The sequence below is a fragment of the Streptomyces sp. NPDC014864 genome (genome assembly GCF_043081525.1).
In the GTDB taxonomy this organism is placed as follows: Bacteria; Actinomycetota; Actinomycetes; order Streptomycetales; family Streptomycetaceae; genus Streptomyces.
The window spans coordinates 164,003-181,726 of the sequence record NZ_JBIBWT010000005.1 but is presented as its reverse complement, the minus strand read 5'-3'; the positions used below and the strand labels follow the sequence as shown (position 1 = coordinate 181,726).

Below are 17,724 nucleotides of genomic sequence, written 5' to 3'. Positions count from 1 at the left end.
CAGCGGTATACCGGGCCCTATCACGCGGAATGGGGTTACTTGATGCCGAGCACGTTATTTAGACGTCCCTCAGCCTGCGCCTTGACGATCTGCGCGGGGGTCATCCCCTTCAGATCAGCGCGGGATAGCTGGGCAGGACCGGACGCCTTGCGCGCCGCACCTCCGTCACCCGAACCCTGGAAGCGCGGTGCAGCCTTTGCGGCAAGATGCGGCTTCCTGGTCAGTAGCTCTTCGATCGCATCCGAAATCTCGCCTGCGTCCACCTCGCCGTCCTCGCCAACCTCAAACTTCGAGGTATCGAGGAACGCGAGCGCATCAGCGGGGTCGGCAAACTTGCCAGCCGCCGCAGCCTTGATCTCCGATCGAAGAATTCGCGTGTTCGCCTTAGTCAGCGCCTCACGCGTAGCCTCTCGCCGGATCGCGTCCGGGTCGGGCTGGTCAGTGTCGCCGGAAGCCTTGGGGGTCTCCAGCTCAGCGATACGCGCCTCTAGCGCGCGCCGCTGGTCCCTCTCCTCTCGCCACTTCGCCTTCATAGAGTCGAGTGCCTTTTTACCGGCATCCCCCAGCGCCTCAGCACCAGCGGGGTCGGACTCGCCAACCTTCGGGGTCTCAGCCGGAGCGCTCTCGGCTGGGGTTCCCTGGGTCTCGGGGGTCTGCTCGTTTTCAGGCATGTCAACTCCGTTGCGGGGTCAATGGGTGTGCGCCTTGCGCGCACGTACCAAAATTGGTAGGTGGCCTAGCGGAGATATCCGTTTTTATAGAGCAGCCGGATAGCGTGCTCACGTGACTCCGCTTGCTTGTAAATCTCTTCCGGCATCAGCCGAGGGGGGCGCTTCTGTCTCTTGCTGCCCGTACCGGTGTACGTCACCTGCACCTGACGCCCGAACATCTCAACCTGATGCATGGCCTTGCGCGCATTCACCACGGAATAGATGTTGGCGCCATCCTCGATCGCCCGCTGTCCAGCCTCGCCAAATACCTTGCGACGCTGCGCCGGATTCATCTGCTCAAACATGTCTTGCGCGTCTAGCACGTAACCGCGCCTGCGCTTCGTAACCGGTTCCATCGTGCAGTCACAGCGGGGATGCCGCAGGAAGCCGGTAGAAACGCTGTATTCACGTCCAGCCAGGATGATGCAGCGCGAGCACGCGGGCATCTCGACCACGCGCACGTAGCTTGTCACCTTGCGATTCCCGACCATTGCGGCCTGGTCCGCCTGCCTGCCTGTGTCAGCAACAACCGTCCGGGCGACCATGTCTAGGAAAGCACCAGCGCGAGCCATTGCGGATCGCTTGCTTTCACCCTGGTCACGGCGCCACAGCGCGGTAGGAATAGCGCGAGCGAGTAGGCTAACAAGATTCCGCCCGTCGGGCGTTTGCCTACCGAATTGGTGTGGGTCCACCTCGGCGTCAAGGGAACCCAGTAGCTCGCGCATGTAGTCATTGGTCATATCCGCTGACTTGATCTGCCCCGCCTGCACCATTGCGGTAACACGCGGTAGCAGTCGGCCCCAATCCTGCGCAACAGAATCAGGGTCAACCTTCGACCACTCAGCGAGGACAGCGCGAGCGGTAGCGTCTGCCAGAGCTTCACGCTGCTTCTGGTGCGCCCTCGCTCGCAGACTCCACATTCGCGTCCCCCTGCGTTGGGTTATGGGCCATCATCTGAGTAAGGGCCCCCATGGGGTCCGCCTGCATTTCCTTGTCCCGCATGTCCATCAGGTCCGCCACCTCAGTAGGCGTCAGGCCGAAGCGCTGGGCCAGGAACTCAAACGGGAACCCAATCTGCTTCAGCTTCAGCAGCGAGTCAGTGAGCTGAGCGATAGAGCGCGACTGAGAGTCGGCCCACAGCACCTGACCGCTGGCAATAGCCTTCGCCTTACCTTCGTCGCCCTGGGCCAGCGCGATAAGCCGGAACATTTCCCGCAGCGCCTGACCAAACCAAATCTGCTTTTCCTCGACCCGCTTGACCAGGCCAGTCTCAGCAGCGATCAGCGCGTCGCCGGAAAGGTTGGCCATCTTGCCAATCAGGTAGTGCTGAGGCGTGCGGGTCTGGGCAGCGATATGGCCCACCGCAACTTCGATCACGCTCGTATACGCTTCGAGGTTGGCGGCAGTCCACTCGGTGACCTTGACATCATCGCCAGTGAAGAACATCACGCGGTCAACCGCGAAACGCTCTAGGTCAACCGGGCGGGAACCGACGATCTGACCCTTGTCATCCAGAATCGGAATCTCAGGCACCTCGGCGCCCAGGACGATCCGCTGAGGGAAAGACGCGTAATCGGCCGCAGTGAAGAGCTGAGCCCACAGCAGGTTTACAGCGTCCTGCATGGCCACCACACCGGCGATATCGCTGATCGGCTCATCAGACAGCGAGGGGCGGTTAGGCAGCTCGACCATAGGCACCACGCCCATGGGGTTCGGCTGGGGGTTCGGCTCAGCTAGCTCGCGCGGCGTCCACTCGCGCTTCATCTCGTCCTCAACGGACTGCATCTGCGGAGTCCGCTGAGGCATATAGATGATGGGGCGCTCAAACTTCCAGACCTCGTCTGGCAGATACAGGGTGGCGTACGAGCTGAACCCGTCATCCCAGCGCTTCAGCGCAGCACGGCGCTTACGTCGTGACCCAGGCTCGTACGCGATGATGCACTGTGCAGCGTCCTCGAAGGTGACTTCTGGGGTTTCCGGATCATCCGGGTTGCCCCAGACCAAGACGAAGCTGCGAGCGCTGTTTACCGCGCCGAGAAAGCCTAGCTGCGAGTCGGCGTCAAGGGCGTTCATCTGCCAGACGCGCCACGATTCCTTGTCAGCCTCCGTCATGCCGGATGGTTGTACGCCATTCACGGTCAGCCGCTCGACCGGCGAATCAGCCACTACCTGAGTCCAGTTGTCAGCGAAATCGTGATACCGCTCACCATGGAACTTGCGGAACTGATCGGACGCAAACGCTAGACGCTGCCGACCCCGGTAGTAGTCGGCGTGACGCTGGATATGAGGGCGCCTGCGCAATAGCTCGTTTTCAAGTAGCTGGACAAGCGCCAGCGCCTCACCATACGTAGCCACCCTCACAACCTTTCATGCCGACATATACAGCGGCTTTCTCTTCAACAGACCAGCGGCAATAGCGTCGCAGGCAGCTTCATGGGTGAGCACACTCACCACAGCAAGGTCAATCTTTCGCCTGTGCTCAGGCTTAGCGAGCACATAACGGTCGCTAGGTCGAGCAGCCATACGCGCATTGAAAATGTGACGCTCGGTTATCTCGCACCCATCGTGGGTGAAAGTGGAGTCTTTCTTAATGCAATCCGTCTTCAGACGCTCAGCCGCAGCGTGCATCTGCACAGGGCGACGGGTATGCCAGCGCACTACGCGCCGCTCTCCGTACCGCTCCGCCCACTGGTCGACTTCCGTTTCCCAATAGGGCGGGTCGCAATACATCAGCTTCACGTCATAAGTGGCGAATAGCTGACTAACCGCAGCGTCGACCTCAAGGCGCGGAACCTGCCCGCCCCACTCAGCGGGGTCCCAGACCGTAGGCCGGTCGCTAGGCCCGTATGTGGGGGTGAACTGGAAGCCTTCCAGCGTCTCAGCGCGAATGCCGGTCCAGTCATCGGAGTCTGAGCCATCGAAGCCCAGCACGATCGGAACCTTCATCAGCTTGTACTTGCTCGGCGCTGGCTTGTCCCGCTCGACCTTGCGCGACACCCAGGCAGCGTGCTCTAGCCACGATCCGTGACCGGCCATGATCCGGTTACCGAAGAACCGCTCAGCCTGCCCAGGATCGGACTCAAGTAGCTCCGCAGCCTCAGCCTCGATCGCGTCTAGGTCGATGTGCGGGCAGTCCACATAGACAGCCTTGTGAATCCGGCGCCGCTCAGCCTTGTTGCGATAGGACAGCGTGGCAGGCGCCTGCGGGAAGTACCGGTAAACGTCTTCGGCTTTGCCCTCATGGGTGCGCTGCGCGGTCGAGAATTCCGACGGATCGTAAGCGTTCGTCGTCTCCATCGATCGCCCGGACATACCGGCGAGACCACGCCGCATAGTCTCAGCAACCTTGATCATCTTGTTGGTCGCGGTGTACGTGCCTGTCTCGTCCTGAATAGCGAACGTGATCGGGTTGCCTAGTCGGCTCTGCGCACTCGACGTAACCACGTCAATGCGGCCCTCATCCCCCACGCGCACGAAACCCTCGCGCACGTTCATCAGGGAGGACAGCGAGCCATGTTTGATCATGGCTGTCAGCGGCCGATAGACGTTCGCAACCTGGTCTTCGGAGGTAGCCAGTAGCTGAATCAGCGGGGTCGGCTGAGGCACAGCCATAGGCTCGCCTGGGGCATAGTCGTAAGACCAGCCACAGGGGCAGCCCCAATCCTTACACCGGTACCTCTCGCCACCCTCAGCGAAGCCAGCGAACACAGTCGGTCCGGCAGCCTCAGCCAGCACCACGGCAGCCGCAAACGGGCCCTTGCCGCTCTTCTGGGGCATGATGACCTGAGCGCGCCGGTAGACAAACGCAGACGACTTCTGGCCCACCTCGGCAGTCGCCTTAACGGTGTACAGGTTCGAAGCTACCTTCAACTGCCACGCGAGTAGCTGGAAGGGTTCACCCTGCCGGAACCCGTCCGGGATCACAGCGTGTGACTCTATCCATGCCAGCGTGACAATCAGGCACTTACCCTCAGCCATCTGCCACAGCCTTTAGCCTGGCAGTCAGCGAGGCGACCGGCGAAGCGTTACCCGCGCTGGGCATGTCTTCGTCCTCGGTCGTGCCGATAGTCCAGCGGTTACGGGCCATGCCCGACACGCTGAGACCTAGCGACTCGGCAAATTGCTTGACCTGACCCCAGACGATTGCGCTACTGCGCGGAGATTCAGCACGGACTAGCAGCCGGACGTAAGAGGCAACCTCGAAATCCTGGTGCAGTTGCTCCCACATGGTGGCCTGCGGGGTCTCCCACAGGCGCTCCCATAGGGTCATCTCACGCGGAGTAGGCATGTCCAGAGGGAATGCCGGAAGGGGTCCGTCTCGACCTTCAGCGGGTAGGGTCACCCAGCCTTCAGCGCTGGCCTTTGCCTTGTGGCTACGGTCAGTGCTGGTCGGTGCTGGGCCGGAACGTGCGCGAGCGCCACCACTGGGCATGGGTGATCACCTCCCAAAATTGGTATGTGGTCTGCCCATGGGGGCAGTAGCAATGCGTGATGTGACGGGGGTCTCATTCGGGTGTTTGAACCGGGCGCGAGGGACAGAGCCCTCCCCCGCGTTCAACGTCCCCACCCCCCTAAGGGGTACACCCCCACCCCTATGGGTAGAAACGGACATGATGGACGTTCACTCAGTGTGAGTCATCCTCGATCGTTCCAACCACCAGGCTGATGCCTAGCAGTCTCACGCGAGTGATGCGCCTTCGTCATGCTCCGAAGGTTCGACCAGTCATGACCGCGAGGACCCAGCGGCCCTAGCCCGTCGATGTGGTCAACCTCAGTGGCAGTGGGCCTCAGAGGCATAGGCATGGTCGCACACTCAGCACACTCGCACCAGGGGTGAGCCTGTAGGTACGCCTTACGTGTACGCTGCCATGCCCTGTCATAGCCCTTGCGCGAGGCACTGCGCCGAGTAGCTGAAGCCTTAGCCTTGCACTCAGGACAGCGCCCAGCGGGGTACACCAGGACAGGACAGCCAGCCGTTGAGCAGACGCTATACGCGGGCATGGTCGCCAATCCCATGGCCGTAGCCCTGAGCGGTCACGTAGGCGCTCACAGCGTCATTGAGCGAGTCGCCTTCAATCGTGTACAACGTGCCAACGTAGCGACCCAGCGTAGTTATCTCGTGCGTGTCAGCCTTCGTGCGCCGAAACCACACCAAAAACGGCCACTCAGACGCAGAATTTGCGTGCTCAGACAGCCAATTTGCTGCGAAGGCAGCCGTTTCCGGCCCACCAGGCTGGTCATGCTCGGGTGCGAACGTGCGAAATAGGCGAAGATCCAGGGTCTTAGTGTCACCAAAACCCTGGTCAATCACAATGCGTAGCGTGTCGCCGTCCTTAACGGCCAAAACGCGTGCGCGACGATCCCACATTAGAGACCCTTGGCCTTAGCCCAGGACGAAAAAGCAGCGAAAAGAGCCTGATCAGCATTGACAACAGGCGAGACCGGCGCAGGATCTACCGGCGCAGGCGCGTAAGTAGGCACCGTGATATCGCCATCCTGGGACAGTAGCCACGCCATATCAGCGCCATGCACATAGGCGTAACCGTCGACGCCCCAAGACGTGCCCCAGGAATTCTGTACCTCGTACACGTCCTCAGCCACGTCGTAACCGCTGATCACTAGCTCATGCCCGCCAGCCTCGCCCGACGTGCGGTCGACCTTGACAAAGCCATCCGCGTCTGTCTCGAACATGCTGCGAAGCCACACCGTGCCCCACAGCACCGAACCGGACTGAAGCGCGGAGCGCAGCGCGTCCACAGAGAAAGCGTGAGTGTAGCCAGTCAGCAGACCCAGCGCCTTACCCGTCTTGGCAGCCGCTAGGCCGCTCGAACCGGTGTCAGTGGGCGGATAGTTGCCCTTGAAGCTGTCGAGCAGCGTATTGAGGCTGTATGCCTTCACCGCAAAGGCTTCGTCCAGCACATAAGTGCCAGCACGAAACACACCGCGCGAGTCAGCCTTGACACTCACGCTGGTCGACGCCGTACGGCCCGCACTGTCGGTACCCAGGACACCAGTCAGGGCATTACCTGTGCAGCTCCCTAGCTGCCCCTGGTCGAGAATCGGGATACGGCGCTGCCAACTCACGCTCTGGATTGCCGACTTCGGTAGGACCGGATGCCCGTAGGACAGCGAGGCCGGATCATGCCGGACGTGTCGGCCCAGGCGGGCATCAGCGGGATTGACGAAGCGCCGAGTATGCAAGGCGAGCACCTACCGAAATTGGTACGTGGTGGGCCTCAGAAACGGCCACCAGTCAGGAAGTGGACAGACAGCCAGGCCATGAACGCGAGCAGCGTGAAACGGCGCGCACGGACCCAGCCCGACGGCTTCCCAGTGCTACCGGCCTGCGTAGCAAACCAGCGCCAAACATGCTCACTCAACGTGTCGCCCGGCTGCTTATTGAAGAGCGCACGGCCCTCGATAACAGCGAAGGTGCCCAGCCATGCGAGCCAGGCGATTGTGTAACCACTCATTGTGCGGGTGGGAGGAATCGAACCTCCGTCATCTGCGCCCCAAACGCAGCGCCCTAACCACTGGACCACACCCACCTGCGCAGGAACCGGGATCACCGGCTGGGGAGTGCGTGCCCCGCTTACGTCCTGCGCTCCGTCCGCTGAGAGGGATTCGAACCCCCATGCCATCCGGCACCAGGTTCTAAGCCTGGCGTGTCTACCGTTTCACCATCAGCGGTAATGCTGTCCCTAGGTCTCCAGTTATTCCCTGCCTGGGGAGACTCCGCGCAACGGCACAGGGCCGTTTCTGTGTACCCGTACGGGCCACTTCGTCAGGCTAAAGGCAGGCCAGATGTTCCCGTGTCAGGACAGCCGGGGAACCCACGCGCGCTCCGTACGGGATTCGAACCCGTGGCCACCCGCTCGACAGGCGGGCGCTCTGACCACTGAGCTAACGGAGCGAGGACCCTGAGGCTCGACCTGGGAGGAGAGAGACCAGGGAGCACTCAGGGCAATAGGGCAGGCCCACAGTCCGCCTATCGGAGTACCTGAGTGCGCGGGATCATCCGCCCTATGCCATATAACTAGCGAGTCGGTTACCAGGCCGTGACCCTGATGTGGTATGGGACTGGGTCGAGTGACGAAGTGACGGTTAGGTGGTCTGATCTGGAATCCCTATAGAAACCCTTAGTGATTACAGAAGTAGGGGTCTAATCGTCACTTCATCACTTTGTGCAGGTCAGAGGGTGTGTGAGAGACGAGCGAGGATTGGGGTTCGTCACTCCAGCCCGCTGTAGGCACGCCAAAGGGCGGCCCGGAACCCTCGTCCGTGACCGCCCTGCGACCTGGGAGTGTGATCCAGATTACTCGCGCAAGTAGGCCAGCGCCTTCGCTGCTCGCTTCAACGCTTCCGGCGAGTCGCCCAACACGCGGATGGCTTCGAGACAGCGCGGGCAGATGCCGTGGCCCTCGACCTTGTCAGCGCAGACAGCACACCGGTCCTTGCGAAAGCCAGCCTTGTATGCCCGCATCTCGCCTGCCTTGCACGCTGAGCAGCGATCGAACCGGTTCTTCCCGCCTGCCGGATACTCGCTGACCGGCTTCGCCTCGCCGCACCTGGGGCACCGGTGCTGGACCTCGCTCATGCGCGCGACTCCTCTGCGTCTAGGTCGCCCAGGTACTCAGCAAGGTCGATGTCGTCTCCGCCTATGGCCCACTCGATCTTCAGCCGTTCGGCCCGCTCCTTGGGGTACAGGGTGACGTGTAGGCCCAGATCCGCGAGTAGGGCGGTGCGTGCCTGGGTATTGCCCTCAGCGGCTGCCCAGGCGTCCCCCAGCGTCCTGCCAGTGGGTACCAGCACTTCCCGTACGTCTGGGTCATGCGCGGCCCGCAGCGAGGCGTACGCGGCTTCCAGCTCTTCGGCTTTCTCAGCTAGCTTGGCCATCATGAGCGGTCCGGCCTGGGACATCTGCGCTGCGATCCGTTCGGCAGCTTCCTGGGCTTCGGCCATGGCCTCACTCATGTCGTTGCCACCTTCGAGCCGTACGGAGTATTCCGCCATGTTGGCCCAGCGGGTGTGGAAGTCGTCCGTAACTCGCTGGTCGAGCAGATCAGCGGTCATGGACACACAGCCCGTCTTGCAGCGATAGCGGGGTACTCCGGTGCGCTGCTTACCACCGTTGAGACGCTGGCCACACTTCCAGCAACCGCCCAGTCCGGCGACCAGGGGCGCCGCTTGCCTGGGTGCGCGTTCCTTGCCAGTGGCCAGCGCGTCTAGGCGGGTCAGGATGGCTTTGCGCTGGGCAGCCGTGATGATGGGCTCAGCGAACACCACGGGGGTCACGCCGTCCGGCCCGCAGACAAGCTTTCCCTTGTGTTCGCGCTGTCCTCGCAGGGTGGGGGCCTTCAGCAACCGTCGCCACTGCCGTTCGCCCAGCCCGACTATGCGCGCAGTGCCGGTAACGGTGCCTTGTTCCTCGATCAGCTTTCGCACAGCCGTTCGGATTAGTTCCGCCTGGTCTTCGTCCACAGCGAGGTAGGCAGCGCCATCGCGCCGGACGATTTGGTACCCGAACGGAGCGCGTCCGCTGACCCACCGGCCCTGGGTTCGCCTGGTTGCGTGGCCTTCCAGGATGCGACCACGGATCATGTCCCGTTCCCACTCAGCCAGGACAGCGAGCATGGTTGCGACCATGCGACCGTGCGGGTTTGCCGTGTTCACCATGTTGTCCGTGGTGGCCAGCCTCACCTTGTGGGATTCGCCCCAGGCGACCAGGCGCAGGAACTCAGACACGTTCCGCGCGTACCGGTCCAGCTTCCAGGCGATGATGACGCTAGGGCGCGCCCGTATGATTTCCCGCATGGCGGGTCTGTCTTCCAGCGGCTTCGCGCCGGACACGCCCGAGTCGACGTATTCGGTTATGTCGGCGTCGACCATGCTGTTTGCCTTCAGCCACGTGAGGGCGGCAGCGCGCTGGGTTTCGATGCTGGCGGACTCTGCGCTTTCTCGGCTGAGTCGGATGTAGATAGCTACGGTGGTCATGTACTCAAGGCTAGACGCTTTCGCACGAGAATGCGGTGGCGTCCAACTCGCCGCGCGCCACGGCGAGATACTCCAGTCCGGCCGAGCCGCAGGGACGCGCCGCGACACCGTCCGTCCAAAGCCCGAGCAGGGCCCGCTTCTGCGCGTCCGTCGTGAAGTCCGGGTGTGAGGTGGCCACGCGCAGGTCGCGGCCCGGTTCCGGTGCGCCCGCGCTCAGCCGCTCCCCGTCCAGGAAGGCGCCCTGCCCCCTTACGGCCGTGGCGAGTTGGTCGGGGACCGGGGCGTACGTCCAGGACGCGAGCACGACTCCGCGCCGGGCGAGGGCGACCAGGGTGCAGAAGCCGGGGTCGCCGTGCACGAACTGCCGGGTGCCGTCGACGGGGTCGACGATCCAGACCGGACGGTCGCCCTGAAGCGCCTCGTAGGTGTCCGGGTCGGCGTGCACCGCCTCCTCGCCGACCACGACGGAGCCGGGCAGCAGGGCGCCGAGCACGCCCGTGAGGTAGAGCTCGGCCAGCCGGTCGGCGTCCGTGACCAGGTCGTGCGGGCCGGACTTCCGCTCCACCTCGTGCTCGGCGAGGCGGCGGAAGCGGGGCAGGATCTCGGCCGCGGCCGCCTTGCGGACCGCCTCCTCCACGTCGGCCGAGTGACGTGCGAGAAACTCTTCGATGGTTTCCGTCTCTTCGATCATGCCTCCATGAGAGCACGAACCGCTGACAGCCCCCACCGTCGCGGTGCACTCCGGGTGGAATCGGGATGAACTCCGTTCGTCGGCGGTCGGCGTCCACCGCGTAGCCCCCGACCCCGCCTCCGGGGGCTCCGAATTCGGCCCGGGGCAGGGTGGCGGATGCAGGCGAAAGAAGAAACATGCGGAACGGCCTGAGGATCGGGCCGTTAGACTCATTGACAGGCTGCCTCTCCCCCGACAGGAAGAAGCGGTGGTGCTCAACACACTGCAGCAAATGATCAAGCGCCGGCTGGACCAGAACGGCTGGTCCTACAACGACGTGGCGCGCCGGGGCGGCATCTCACGTTCGACGGTGCACCACTTGGCCACGTCGAGACGGCTGGCCCAGGTGCCGCAGAAGACCACGCTGGAGGGCCTTGCCAAGGGGCTGGGCATACCGGTGGCTCCGGTGCAGCGGGCCGCCGCGGAGGCGGCGGGAGTCAACCTCTACTTCGAGGACTCGCCCGAGATCACCGATCCCGAGGTGGAGATCCTCATCGCGAGCGTGCAGAGGCTGAGCCCGAAGGACCGGCGGCACGTGGCGGTCCTGGTGGAGTCGCTGCTCGAGGCGGGCGGACACGAGGCCGACCCGGGCTGACCCTCTCCCGGGAGGAGGTCCTTCCCGGGCCGGCCGCGCGGCGGCCGTCGTCCCGCGGGGCGCACGGCCGGTTCGTCACCGGACGAATCCGGGGGTCTCCGCCGTGGCGATCCAGGTGATGACGGCCTGGACGGTGCCGTAGTCCAGCTCGGCCACCGCGAACACGGCCTCGACGTCGCCGACCTCCAGCGGAACGCCCGCCGCTTCGAGGGCGTAGTACAGCAGCATGCGGTGTGCCTGTGGGGCGGTCAGGCCCCGGGGCGCGCACGACCGGGTGCCACCGGATCGGGGCAGGGGTGGTGTGAGGTCCATGTGTCCGCCTTCTGGAGAGGGAGGTTCGGTCCACGCACCGCGATACCCTGCTGGGCCAGGCGGTTCAGGACCCTCGACAGTTCCGGGCGCAGCGGGGGGAGGCCGGCGGAGGCCCACAGCGCCGCGAGTGCGCGGTGCACGTGCTCCCAGAAGGTCTCGACCACCGCGTGGTCGTACCAGTCGCCCGTGGCCGCGTCGGGCGGCGCGCAGCCGGACCCCAGCGCCCGCTCGGTGAACACACAGCTGAAGCCCGGGGTCGCCGGGGCGGGCGCGCCCCCGTGCCGGGCCAAGGCCGCCTGAAGGGTCCGCGCGAGGAGGCCGGGGTCCGGGGCGGCGGCGCTGCTCCAGCTCAGCAGGCGCCGTCCGACGCTGTCCAGGACGACCGCCAGGCAGAGGTCGCCCTCCCGCGTACGGCAGACGAACGTGTCCAGGATCCACCGGGTGCCGGGCGCGACGCACTGCTCGGGGCCGAAGGCCGCCGGGAGACGTCCCGGCATCCCGCGGAGCCCCGCTCGCCGCATGAGCCGCTCGACCGTCCCGTGGCTGACCCTGATCCCGAAACGGCGGTCGAGTTCCTGGCGGATGCGCCGGTAGCCCCAGGTGGAGCCCGACTGCCGGTGGAGGTCGGTGATCAGCCGGGTCAGCCACGCGTGCCGTATGTCCCTGTCCGACGCGGGGCGCTCACGCCACGCGTAGTAGCCGGACTCGGAGACGTTCAGAAGGGCAGCGACCCTGCGCGCGGGGAATCCCTGCTCCACCACGCGCGTGATCACTTCGTAGCGCCTTTTGGGGGCATCACGTCGTTCAGTGCGTCGATCGTCCGGCGGCACAGGAGGAGTTCGGCCTCGAGTTCCTGGATGCGGCTCCGGGCCGGGGACGGGACGGCCGGGGCGCCGAGGGAGCGCCGCCAGCGGTAGACGGTGCTGGGCGGGATTCCCAGCTTGCGTGCGACTTCTCCCGCCGAGTGCCCTTCGGCGAGGAGTTGAAGAACACGGGTGCGGGATGTTGCGGGGTGCGGGCTGGTCACGCTCTCGGACCTTCCGGGTCGGGCGATGTCGTAGGGCTCCGGGGCCGGCGGCGGTGCGGCAGGCGCACCGCGGGGGAAGTCGGCGGTTCCGGACGCCCCCGGTCGGCCGGGGGCATCCGGACGGGGAGTGACCGCCATGGCCGAACGCGGCCTGTCGGTGCCGGATCGGAGAGCCGGACCCCGGCCCGGCACCGGACTTCACCTGCTCCGGCCCCTAGACGACATGACGGCGCATCGTGACGAAGGGATCGAAGTCGGCCCCGGGGTCGCTTCCGTCGGCCCGGGGAGCCCGCGCGGCCTCCCGGTCGAGAACGGTCTTGACCTCACGGGAGATCGCGTCGGCACGCTCTCGGATCCGGTAGACCGGCAGCGTCGAGGAGCGCAGCTCCGCCGCACGGCGGGCCAGCCCCGCGAGCTCGCTCCGGGCGCTCGCGCTGAGGGTGAAGGCCCGCGGTGTGGACACGACGAACTGGTAGGCGCCGGCGAAGGTCTGGCAGGAGGGGCAGTGCTCGTTCGCCGCGCGGCCGAGGTTGGTGGCGTGGATCAGCCGTGCGTTGCGGCCGGAGGTGGTGACGATCTGGAACGAGAGGGCGACGGACCGGCACGGCGACGACATGGAGCATCCGACCGACTCGGCCATGGCCCGGTTGTTCGCCGTCACGGCGACGGACGGGCCGTACTCGTGGACCCTGAACGTTTCGTCGAAGTCGTTCACGTGGGCCCGGTTGGCGCGACTGTGCGCCATGTCGACGGCGATGGCGGCACCGCCGCCGGGGATGCCGGGGCCGGTGGCGGCCGAGGCCATGCTGGTGGTCATGGCCAGGCCGGCGCCGGCGGCCACGCCGATGCTCACGGCGGCCCGGGCCACGGTGCTCGTACTGGGCTTGCGGTGCTTCATACGGGTCTCCTGAAGTGGTGAGGGGAGGTCAGGTCGTGCTGGGGCTCGGCGACGAGGTCGCCGAGGCGGAGGGGGACACGGTCGCCGGGTCCGTCGCCGAGGGGGACGGCGTAACCGAGGGCGTTCCCCCGGGCCGCGTACTGGGCGGGGGCGTGGTGGCCGTCGCCGACTGCCTGACGGTGGGCGACGTGGTGGGCGTGGTGCCCGTACGGGGGGAGGCCGACGCCCGTGTGGGCGTGGGCCGCCCGGTGGGGGCGGGTGACGGGGAGGCGGCCACCGTGGGTCCGGTTCCTCCCGTGCCGGGCCTTGTGGCGCGGCCGGTGGGATACGGACCACGGGACGGCCGTGTCACCGGCTGGATCCGGGACCGGTCGGCCGGCGGGCTCTCCGCGACCCGGACGCGGGGAACGCCGGGCTGCAGGAGAGGGGTCACGGGTGCCGCGGGCGGAAGCGGCGCGGGTGTCATGCCCTGCCACCAGGCGGCGCCCAGGACGCAGGCGGAGGCGCAGACCGCGGCGGCCGCGGCCAGACGCAGGGCCGGTCTGCCCCGTGTGGCCCGTGCGGCGGCACGGAACAGCCGCGCGAGCACCCGTCCCGCGAGGTAGGCCCCGCCGGCCATCGGGCACGCGAGCATGAGGGCGCCGATGACGCCGACGCCGCCCGCCGCCAGGTGGCCCGCTCCGAAGGCCTCGACGGTTCCGGTCACTTGTTCGGCGAGGCTCCGGAAAGCGGTCGTGGCCAGCCGGGGGAGGTTCCACAGGGCGTAGCACAGTTCCGCGAGGAGCAGGGGGATCATCGTCAGGACCCAGGTGGCGACGATGACGCGCGCGGAGCGCTTCAGGTCGGCCGCTCCGGCGGGGCTGCGCCCGGGCAGCAGGCTCAACAGGATCGGCTTCACCTTGCCGAACAGGTCGGGCACGCCGGCCAGGTCGCCGAGGATGTAGTAGCCGTCGAGCCGCAGTGCGGGCATCAGCTGTTCCAGGACCTCGAAGTGCGCGAGGTAGACGGCGGCCAGGAAGAACGGCTGCCCGGTCAGCAGGTAGCCGAGGGTGAGCGCCAGGATGAAGACGGCGTTGAAGTAGACCCCGCCGAAACCGGTGCGCAGCCGGCCGCGCCTGCCGATCCGGTACACGTCCGTGACGTCGGTGTAGAGCGCGGGCCAGATCAGGTAGATGCCGCACCCGATCTTCCCCGGGACCGCACCGCTGTACCTGCACGCCGAGGCGTGGCCGAACTCGTGGAAGAGGAGGGAGAGGACGGTGAGCACGAACACCGCGAGCATCCAGATCGGCTGTTCCAGCACGCGCAGCAGCGGCGTCATGGCGCCGTGGACCGCGAACAGCCAGACGTCCACGGCCGCGGTCGCGGCCAGCACCAGCGCCACCATCGGCGGGCGGTGCAGCCAGCTCAGGGCGGCGGCGACGCGGGCCACCCGTGCCTCGTTCAGGATCACCCGGTGGCCGCGCAGGGCCAGCAGGAGGTCGGAGGTCGGGGCCTTGTCACACGGTCGCGGGAGTTCTCCCAGCGGGACCGTGACCCCGAGCGGGGTGAGCCGGTTGTCGATGAGGTGAACGACGTTGTCCTCGGTGACCTCCTGCCCGTACCGGCCGCTGACGCGGTGGGAGATGGTCTCGGTGTCACGCACGCCGTCGATCGAGCTGACGACGAGGTAGAGCAGACGGGAGAGCATCAGGACCTGACCGTCGCCGCGTCGGACCACGTACCTGCGGTCGGTGAAACCTGAGCCCTGGTACTGGCCGAGGGTGCGCAGGCCGTCGGTGAGATGAGGTACGGGCCCGGCGTCCGGCGCGCATCCGGGCTCTATGAGCCGTGTCTTCGCGGTGGACGGCTCCCGCGGCTTCACGGGACGTTCGTCGTCGGGCGGAGAGCCGGCCGTGGGGACAGTGGGTTCGTTCCGGGCGTGGGACGTGCTGTGTTCTGCGGGCAGCGTCATAGTCTTCTCCACGGCGCGGGTTTCGCTCGGACTCCTTGCGGCGCCTGCGAAGGACCGCCGAAGGGAGCCGGGAGCACCGTCCCACCCGGGTCGACCCGGGTGGGACGGTGCCCGGCGGACGCCGCGGGGCAGATTCCGCCTACCCCGCGGCGTCAGCGTGCTACTGGTGGACGCTGATGGCCTGCGACGCCGCGGACTGCGCGACGGCCAGCGGCGAGAACTGGTTCACGGCCGCCGACTCGTTGTGAGCGTCGAGGTTCAGGTACTTCTTCGAGATAGAAGTCGTCTTCGTGAGGTTGAAGGAGAACCGGCCCAGCGCCTCACGGCCCGGCAGCAGTTCCGCGGTCTCGGCCTCAAGCTGCTTGATGTCCATAAGAGTTTCCTTTCACTCGGGTAAGGACGTGCGACATGGAGAGGTCGCACGACGATCGGGAGACACTCGCCGCGGCCGGCCGGCGGCTCGCGCGGAAATCGCGACGAGCGACGGAGCCGGTCCGGCGAGTCCTCCGTCCCGTTGCGGCCGGGCGTGGGGCGCCCGGCCGCAACGGTCTGAACAGCGGCACTACGAGAAGGAATACGTAGCCATGCGTCAACCCCGCTGTCCAGAATCTCCGGACGTTTCGTTCGGAGATCCCGGACGGTAGTGGAAAGCGGAGCTCTGATGCAAACCCGCCATGTCCGACATGTGTTCAAAATCGCTCGCTCGTTCAATAGTTGAGCCGTACAGCACTGCAAAGCCCCAGGTGGAGACGCCGACTGGAGCAGCTCGCACCCGCTCCCCCGTGCCGAAGACAGCACTCGGTCTGGTCCTGACGGGCCCAACCAGGCAAAAGCGGAGGCACGCCTGAGGGGAATTCAGGGCCGGGACCCTGGGCGCACCCCTTCAGGCGAGGAGGCGGATCCGGAGGGTCATCGGATCCGGCCGGCCCCGACGCGCCGACGCCTGGGCCCGACCCGCCGAGCGATGCACCCTCTGGAGGACACCCCTCGCACCTCTCCCTGGCCGGCGCCCTCGACGGAACAGGGGGCGGTCACTTGCGGGCATTGCCAGGGCCCGGGCCACCCGATCCCGGCTTTTACCATTTCGCACTCCGTGCAATGAGGGTCGCCAAGAGGGCGCAATTCAAATCTGCCCGACTTGTTTATCAATACCGGAGCGGCGGATGGATTCACCTGTTGGAGTTGCTCGGGGAATTGAAAGCCGAGAGCGCCGGAAGATCCCCAAAACAGGGCCATGACCTGCACTTTCCCACGACTGCGCGCCGTACCGTCCGCGCGATGCGCGAATTCGGCATCCCGTGACGGCAGTGAAATCTGAGGTAGCGTCAGCCCGGCCGGTGGAGCAGAAAGGCCGCTCCATCCCGGCCCGAAAGGAGAAGCAGTGAAGAATATTGCCAAGGGCGTGGCAGGCGCACTCCTGGCCGTGGGTGCCGTGGTGGCACCGATGGCCGCGCAGGCCTCCGCCGCCCCGCTGAACGGTGCCGTCACCGCGACGCCGGCGGCTTCGCACCGCGACCCGTACCCCGATCGGGACCACGACGGCGACCAGCGCTTCGACCGCGGCCTCGGGGGGCTGCGTCACACGGACCGTGACGACGACCGGCGGTACGACAACGACTGGCGGTACGACAACGACTGGCGCTACGGCCACGACCGGCGGTACGACAACGACTGGCGCTACAACAACGACTGGCGGTACTACCACGACCGGCGCGACCACCGGGGCTGGTCCTGCTGGCGCTACGACCGCCACCACATGACCTACCGCTACTGGGACCGCTTCCACCACAGGTGGGTGTGCTCCCCCTACTGGCGCCGCTAGCCGGCCCAGCCCTCCTCGCCGCCCGTGGTCAGTTCCCGACCACGGGCGGCGGTGCTTTGGGCCGGCCCGGGGGGAGCCGCTCGGAAGCACGGCGGGGTACCGGCCCGGAAATCAGGCCGAGGGCACCTTGTAAAGGGCGAGCACATTCTCGTCGGCCGCGACATAGGAATCCGGCGTCCGCATGCTCAACGTGCACATCGCGGCCCACAGACATTGCAGCTCGGTTGCATCCAGCACGACGGCTGCCGCCCTGACCACGTCAATCCAACGCGTATCCAGCATTCCTGGACAAGATTCACCGGCGAGCAAGATCACCGGTTCTCCGAGACTGCCGCGCACGACTGCGGTCACCGACGCTCCCTGCACGAAGAGCACGTGCAACTCCTCTCGCCAGGGCGCAATTCACGACCCGCTCTGGAATCGCACGATGATATCGGGAAGCATCGCTCTTTTTCGGCCCATTCCGCAGAACAGCCCGAAGCGAACACATGGCCGAGCCGTGCGCGGACATCCTCGGCGGCATCGCTCACCCCGAGCGCCCCCTCGGACCGAGGGACACCGCCTCGCCGTGCCGCCGCACCGCCGGCCCCTCCGCGATGGCCGGATACGGACGCCTCCCGGCCTCGCGAGAGCACGGACATACGGAAGGAATACGACATCCTGCGCGTGTCGCCGTGACCGC

18 protein-coding genes, 3 tRNA genes and 1 pseudogene are annotated in these 17,724 nt (G+C 66.1%); 2 read left to right on the top strand and 20 right to left on the bottom strand.

Going from position 1 to position 17,724, the window contains the following annotated elements; translation table 11 throughout:
* Window positions 1–35 precede the first annotated feature (35 nt).
* The 13 genes and pseudogenes from ACF1A5_RS11310 to ACF1A5_RS11250 form a co-directional block, all read right to left on the bottom strand.
* Window positions 36–671, bottom strand: coding sequence for a hypothetical protein (locus ACF1A5_RS11310; RefSeq protein ID WP_392192586.1), 636 nt, complete (start codon window positions 669–671; stop codon window positions 36–38).
* A 65-nt stretch (window positions 672–736) separates the two neighbouring features.
* Window positions 737–1,171 (bottom strand): hypothetical protein, encoded by a 435-nt coding sequence (locus tag ACF1A5_RS11305; RefSeq protein ID WP_392192585.1) that lies wholly within the window; start codon window positions 1,169–1,171, stop codon window positions 737–739.
* A gap of 418 nt (window positions 1,172–1,589) precedes the next feature.
* Window positions 1,590–3,065 carry a phage portal protein gene (locus ACF1A5_RS11300; RefSeq protein ID WP_392192584.1) on the bottom strand — a complete coding sequence of 492 codons (1,476 nt, stop codon included), beginning with the start codon at window positions 3,063–3,065 and terminating at the stop codon, window positions 1,590–1,592.
* A 12-nt stretch (window positions 3,066–3,077) separates the two neighbouring features.
* Window positions 3,078–4,688: a hypothetical protein gene (locus tag ACF1A5_RS11295; protein ID WP_392192583.1), complete on the bottom strand. Its 1,611-nt coding sequence runs from the start codon at window positions 4,686–4,688 to the stop codon at window positions 3,078–3,080.
* Window positions 4,681–4,980: a hypothetical protein gene (locus ACF1A5_RS11290; RefSeq protein WP_392192582.1), complete on the bottom strand. Its 300-nt coding sequence runs from the start codon at window positions 4,978–4,980 to the stop codon at window positions 4,681–4,683. Before ACF1A5_RS11290 ends, ACF1A5_RS11295 begins: the two co-directional genes overlap by 8 nt.
* 1,097 nt (window positions 4,981–6,077) lie before the next feature.
* Window positions 6,078–6,920, bottom strand: a complete 843-nt coding sequence (locus tag ACF1A5_RS11285; protein WP_392192581.1) for a C1 family peptidase — start codon at window positions 6,918–6,920, stop codon at window positions 6,078–6,080.
* Between the two features lie 26 nt (window positions 6,921–6,946).
* Window positions 6,947–7,183 (bottom strand): hypothetical protein, encoded by a 237-nt coding sequence (locus ACF1A5_RS11280; protein WP_392192580.1) that lies wholly within the window; start codon window positions 7,181–7,183, stop codon window positions 6,947–6,949.
* Between the two features lie 2 nt (window positions 7,184–7,185).
* Window positions 7,186–7,258: transfer RNA gene (locus ACF1A5_RS11275), tRNA-Pro, on the bottom strand.
* A gap of 61 nt (window positions 7,259–7,319) precedes the next feature.
* A tRNA-Leu gene (locus ACF1A5_RS11270) sits at window positions 7,320–7,400 on the bottom strand.
* A gap of 150 nt (window positions 7,401–7,550) precedes the next feature.
* Window positions 7,551–7,623: transfer RNA gene (locus tag ACF1A5_RS11265), tRNA-Asp, on the bottom strand.
* Between the two features lie 402 nt (window positions 7,624–8,025).
* Entirely contained in the window at window positions 8,026–8,307 is a 282-nt protein-coding gene (locus ACF1A5_RS11260) for a hypothetical protein (RefSeq protein WP_392192579.1), read from the bottom strand.
* Entirely contained in the window at window positions 8,304–9,704 is a 1,401-nt protein-coding gene (locus ACF1A5_RS11255) for a recombinase family protein (protein ID WP_392192578.1), read from the bottom strand. The genes ACF1A5_RS11260 and ACF1A5_RS11255 overlap by 4 nt, the downstream gene beginning before the upstream one ends.
* Window positions 9,705–9,720: 16 nt before the next feature.
* Window positions 9,721–10,395 (bottom strand): annotated as a pseudogene (locus tag ACF1A5_RS11250) (inositol monophosphatase family protein); the annotation flags it as partial.
* A 271-nt stretch (window positions 10,396–10,666) separates the two neighbouring features.
* Here ACF1A5_RS11250 and ACF1A5_RS11245 point away from each other — a divergent pair.
* Window positions 10,667–11,029, top strand: a complete 363-nt coding sequence (locus ACF1A5_RS11245; protein ID WP_392192577.1) for a helix-turn-helix domain-containing protein — start codon at window positions 10,667–10,669, stop codon at window positions 11,027–11,029.
* Window positions 11,030–11,104: 75 nt separating this feature from the next.
* Here ACF1A5_RS11245 and ACF1A5_RS11240 read toward each other — a convergent pair whose 3' ends face one another.
* The 6 genes from ACF1A5_RS11240 to ACF1A5_RS11215 all read right to left on the bottom strand — a co-directional run bounded on the left by ACF1A5_RS11240 (window position 11,105) and on the right by ACF1A5_RS11215 (window position 15,593).
* Window positions 11,105–11,257 carry a hypothetical protein gene (locus ACF1A5_RS11240; protein ID WP_392192576.1) on the bottom strand — a complete coding sequence of 51 codons (153 nt, stop codon included), beginning with the start codon at window positions 11,255–11,257 and terminating at the stop codon, window positions 11,105–11,107.
* Window positions 11,258–11,277: 20 nt separating this feature from the next.
* Window positions 11,278–12,114 carry an IS3 family transposase gene (locus ACF1A5_RS11235; protein WP_392192575.1) on the bottom strand — a complete coding sequence of 279 codons (837 nt, stop codon included), beginning with the start codon at window positions 12,112–12,114 and terminating at the stop codon, window positions 11,278–11,280.
* Window positions 12,111–12,368 (bottom strand): transposase, encoded by a 258-nt coding sequence (locus ACF1A5_RS11230; protein WP_392192574.1) that lies wholly within the window; start codon window positions 12,366–12,368, stop codon window positions 12,111–12,113. Before ACF1A5_RS11230 ends, ACF1A5_RS11235 begins: the two co-directional genes overlap by 4 nt.
* Before the next feature lie 214 nt (window positions 12,369–12,582).
* A complete protein-coding gene (locus ACF1A5_RS11225; RefSeq protein WP_392192573.1) occupies window positions 12,583–13,266 on the bottom strand; it encodes a hypothetical protein in 684 nt (227 codons plus the stop codon).
* A gap of 28 nt (window positions 13,267–13,294) precedes the next feature.
* Window positions 13,295–15,220 carry a hypothetical protein gene (locus ACF1A5_RS11220; RefSeq protein WP_392192572.1) on the bottom strand — a complete coding sequence of 642 codons (1,926 nt, stop codon included), beginning with the start codon at window positions 15,218–15,220 and terminating at the stop codon, window positions 13,295–13,297.
* 160 nt (window positions 15,221–15,380) lie between these two features.
* The gene (locus tag ACF1A5_RS11215; protein ID WP_392192571.1) at window positions 15,381–15,593 is read right to left on the bottom strand and encodes a hypothetical protein; all 213 of its coding nucleotides are present in this window, start codon (window positions 15,591–15,593) and stop codon (window positions 15,381–15,383) included.
* Window positions 15,594–16,601: 1,008 nt separating this feature from the next.
* Between ACF1A5_RS11215 and ACF1A5_RS11210 the strand changes: the two genes are divergently transcribed.
* Complete coding sequence (locus tag ACF1A5_RS11210; RefSeq protein ID WP_392192570.1) at window positions 16,602–17,042, top strand: hypothetical protein; 441 nt, start codon at window positions 16,602–16,604, stop codon at window positions 17,040–17,042.
* Window positions 17,043–17,153: 111 nt separating this feature from the next.
* On the opposite strand, the gene ACF1A5_RS11205 is transcribed toward ACF1A5_RS11210, so the two are convergent.
* A complete protein-coding gene (locus tag ACF1A5_RS11205) occupies window positions 17,154–17,417 on the bottom strand; it encodes a hypothetical protein (RefSeq protein WP_392192569.1) in 264 nt (87 codons plus the stop codon).
* Window positions 17,418–17,724: the final 307 nt, after the last annotated feature.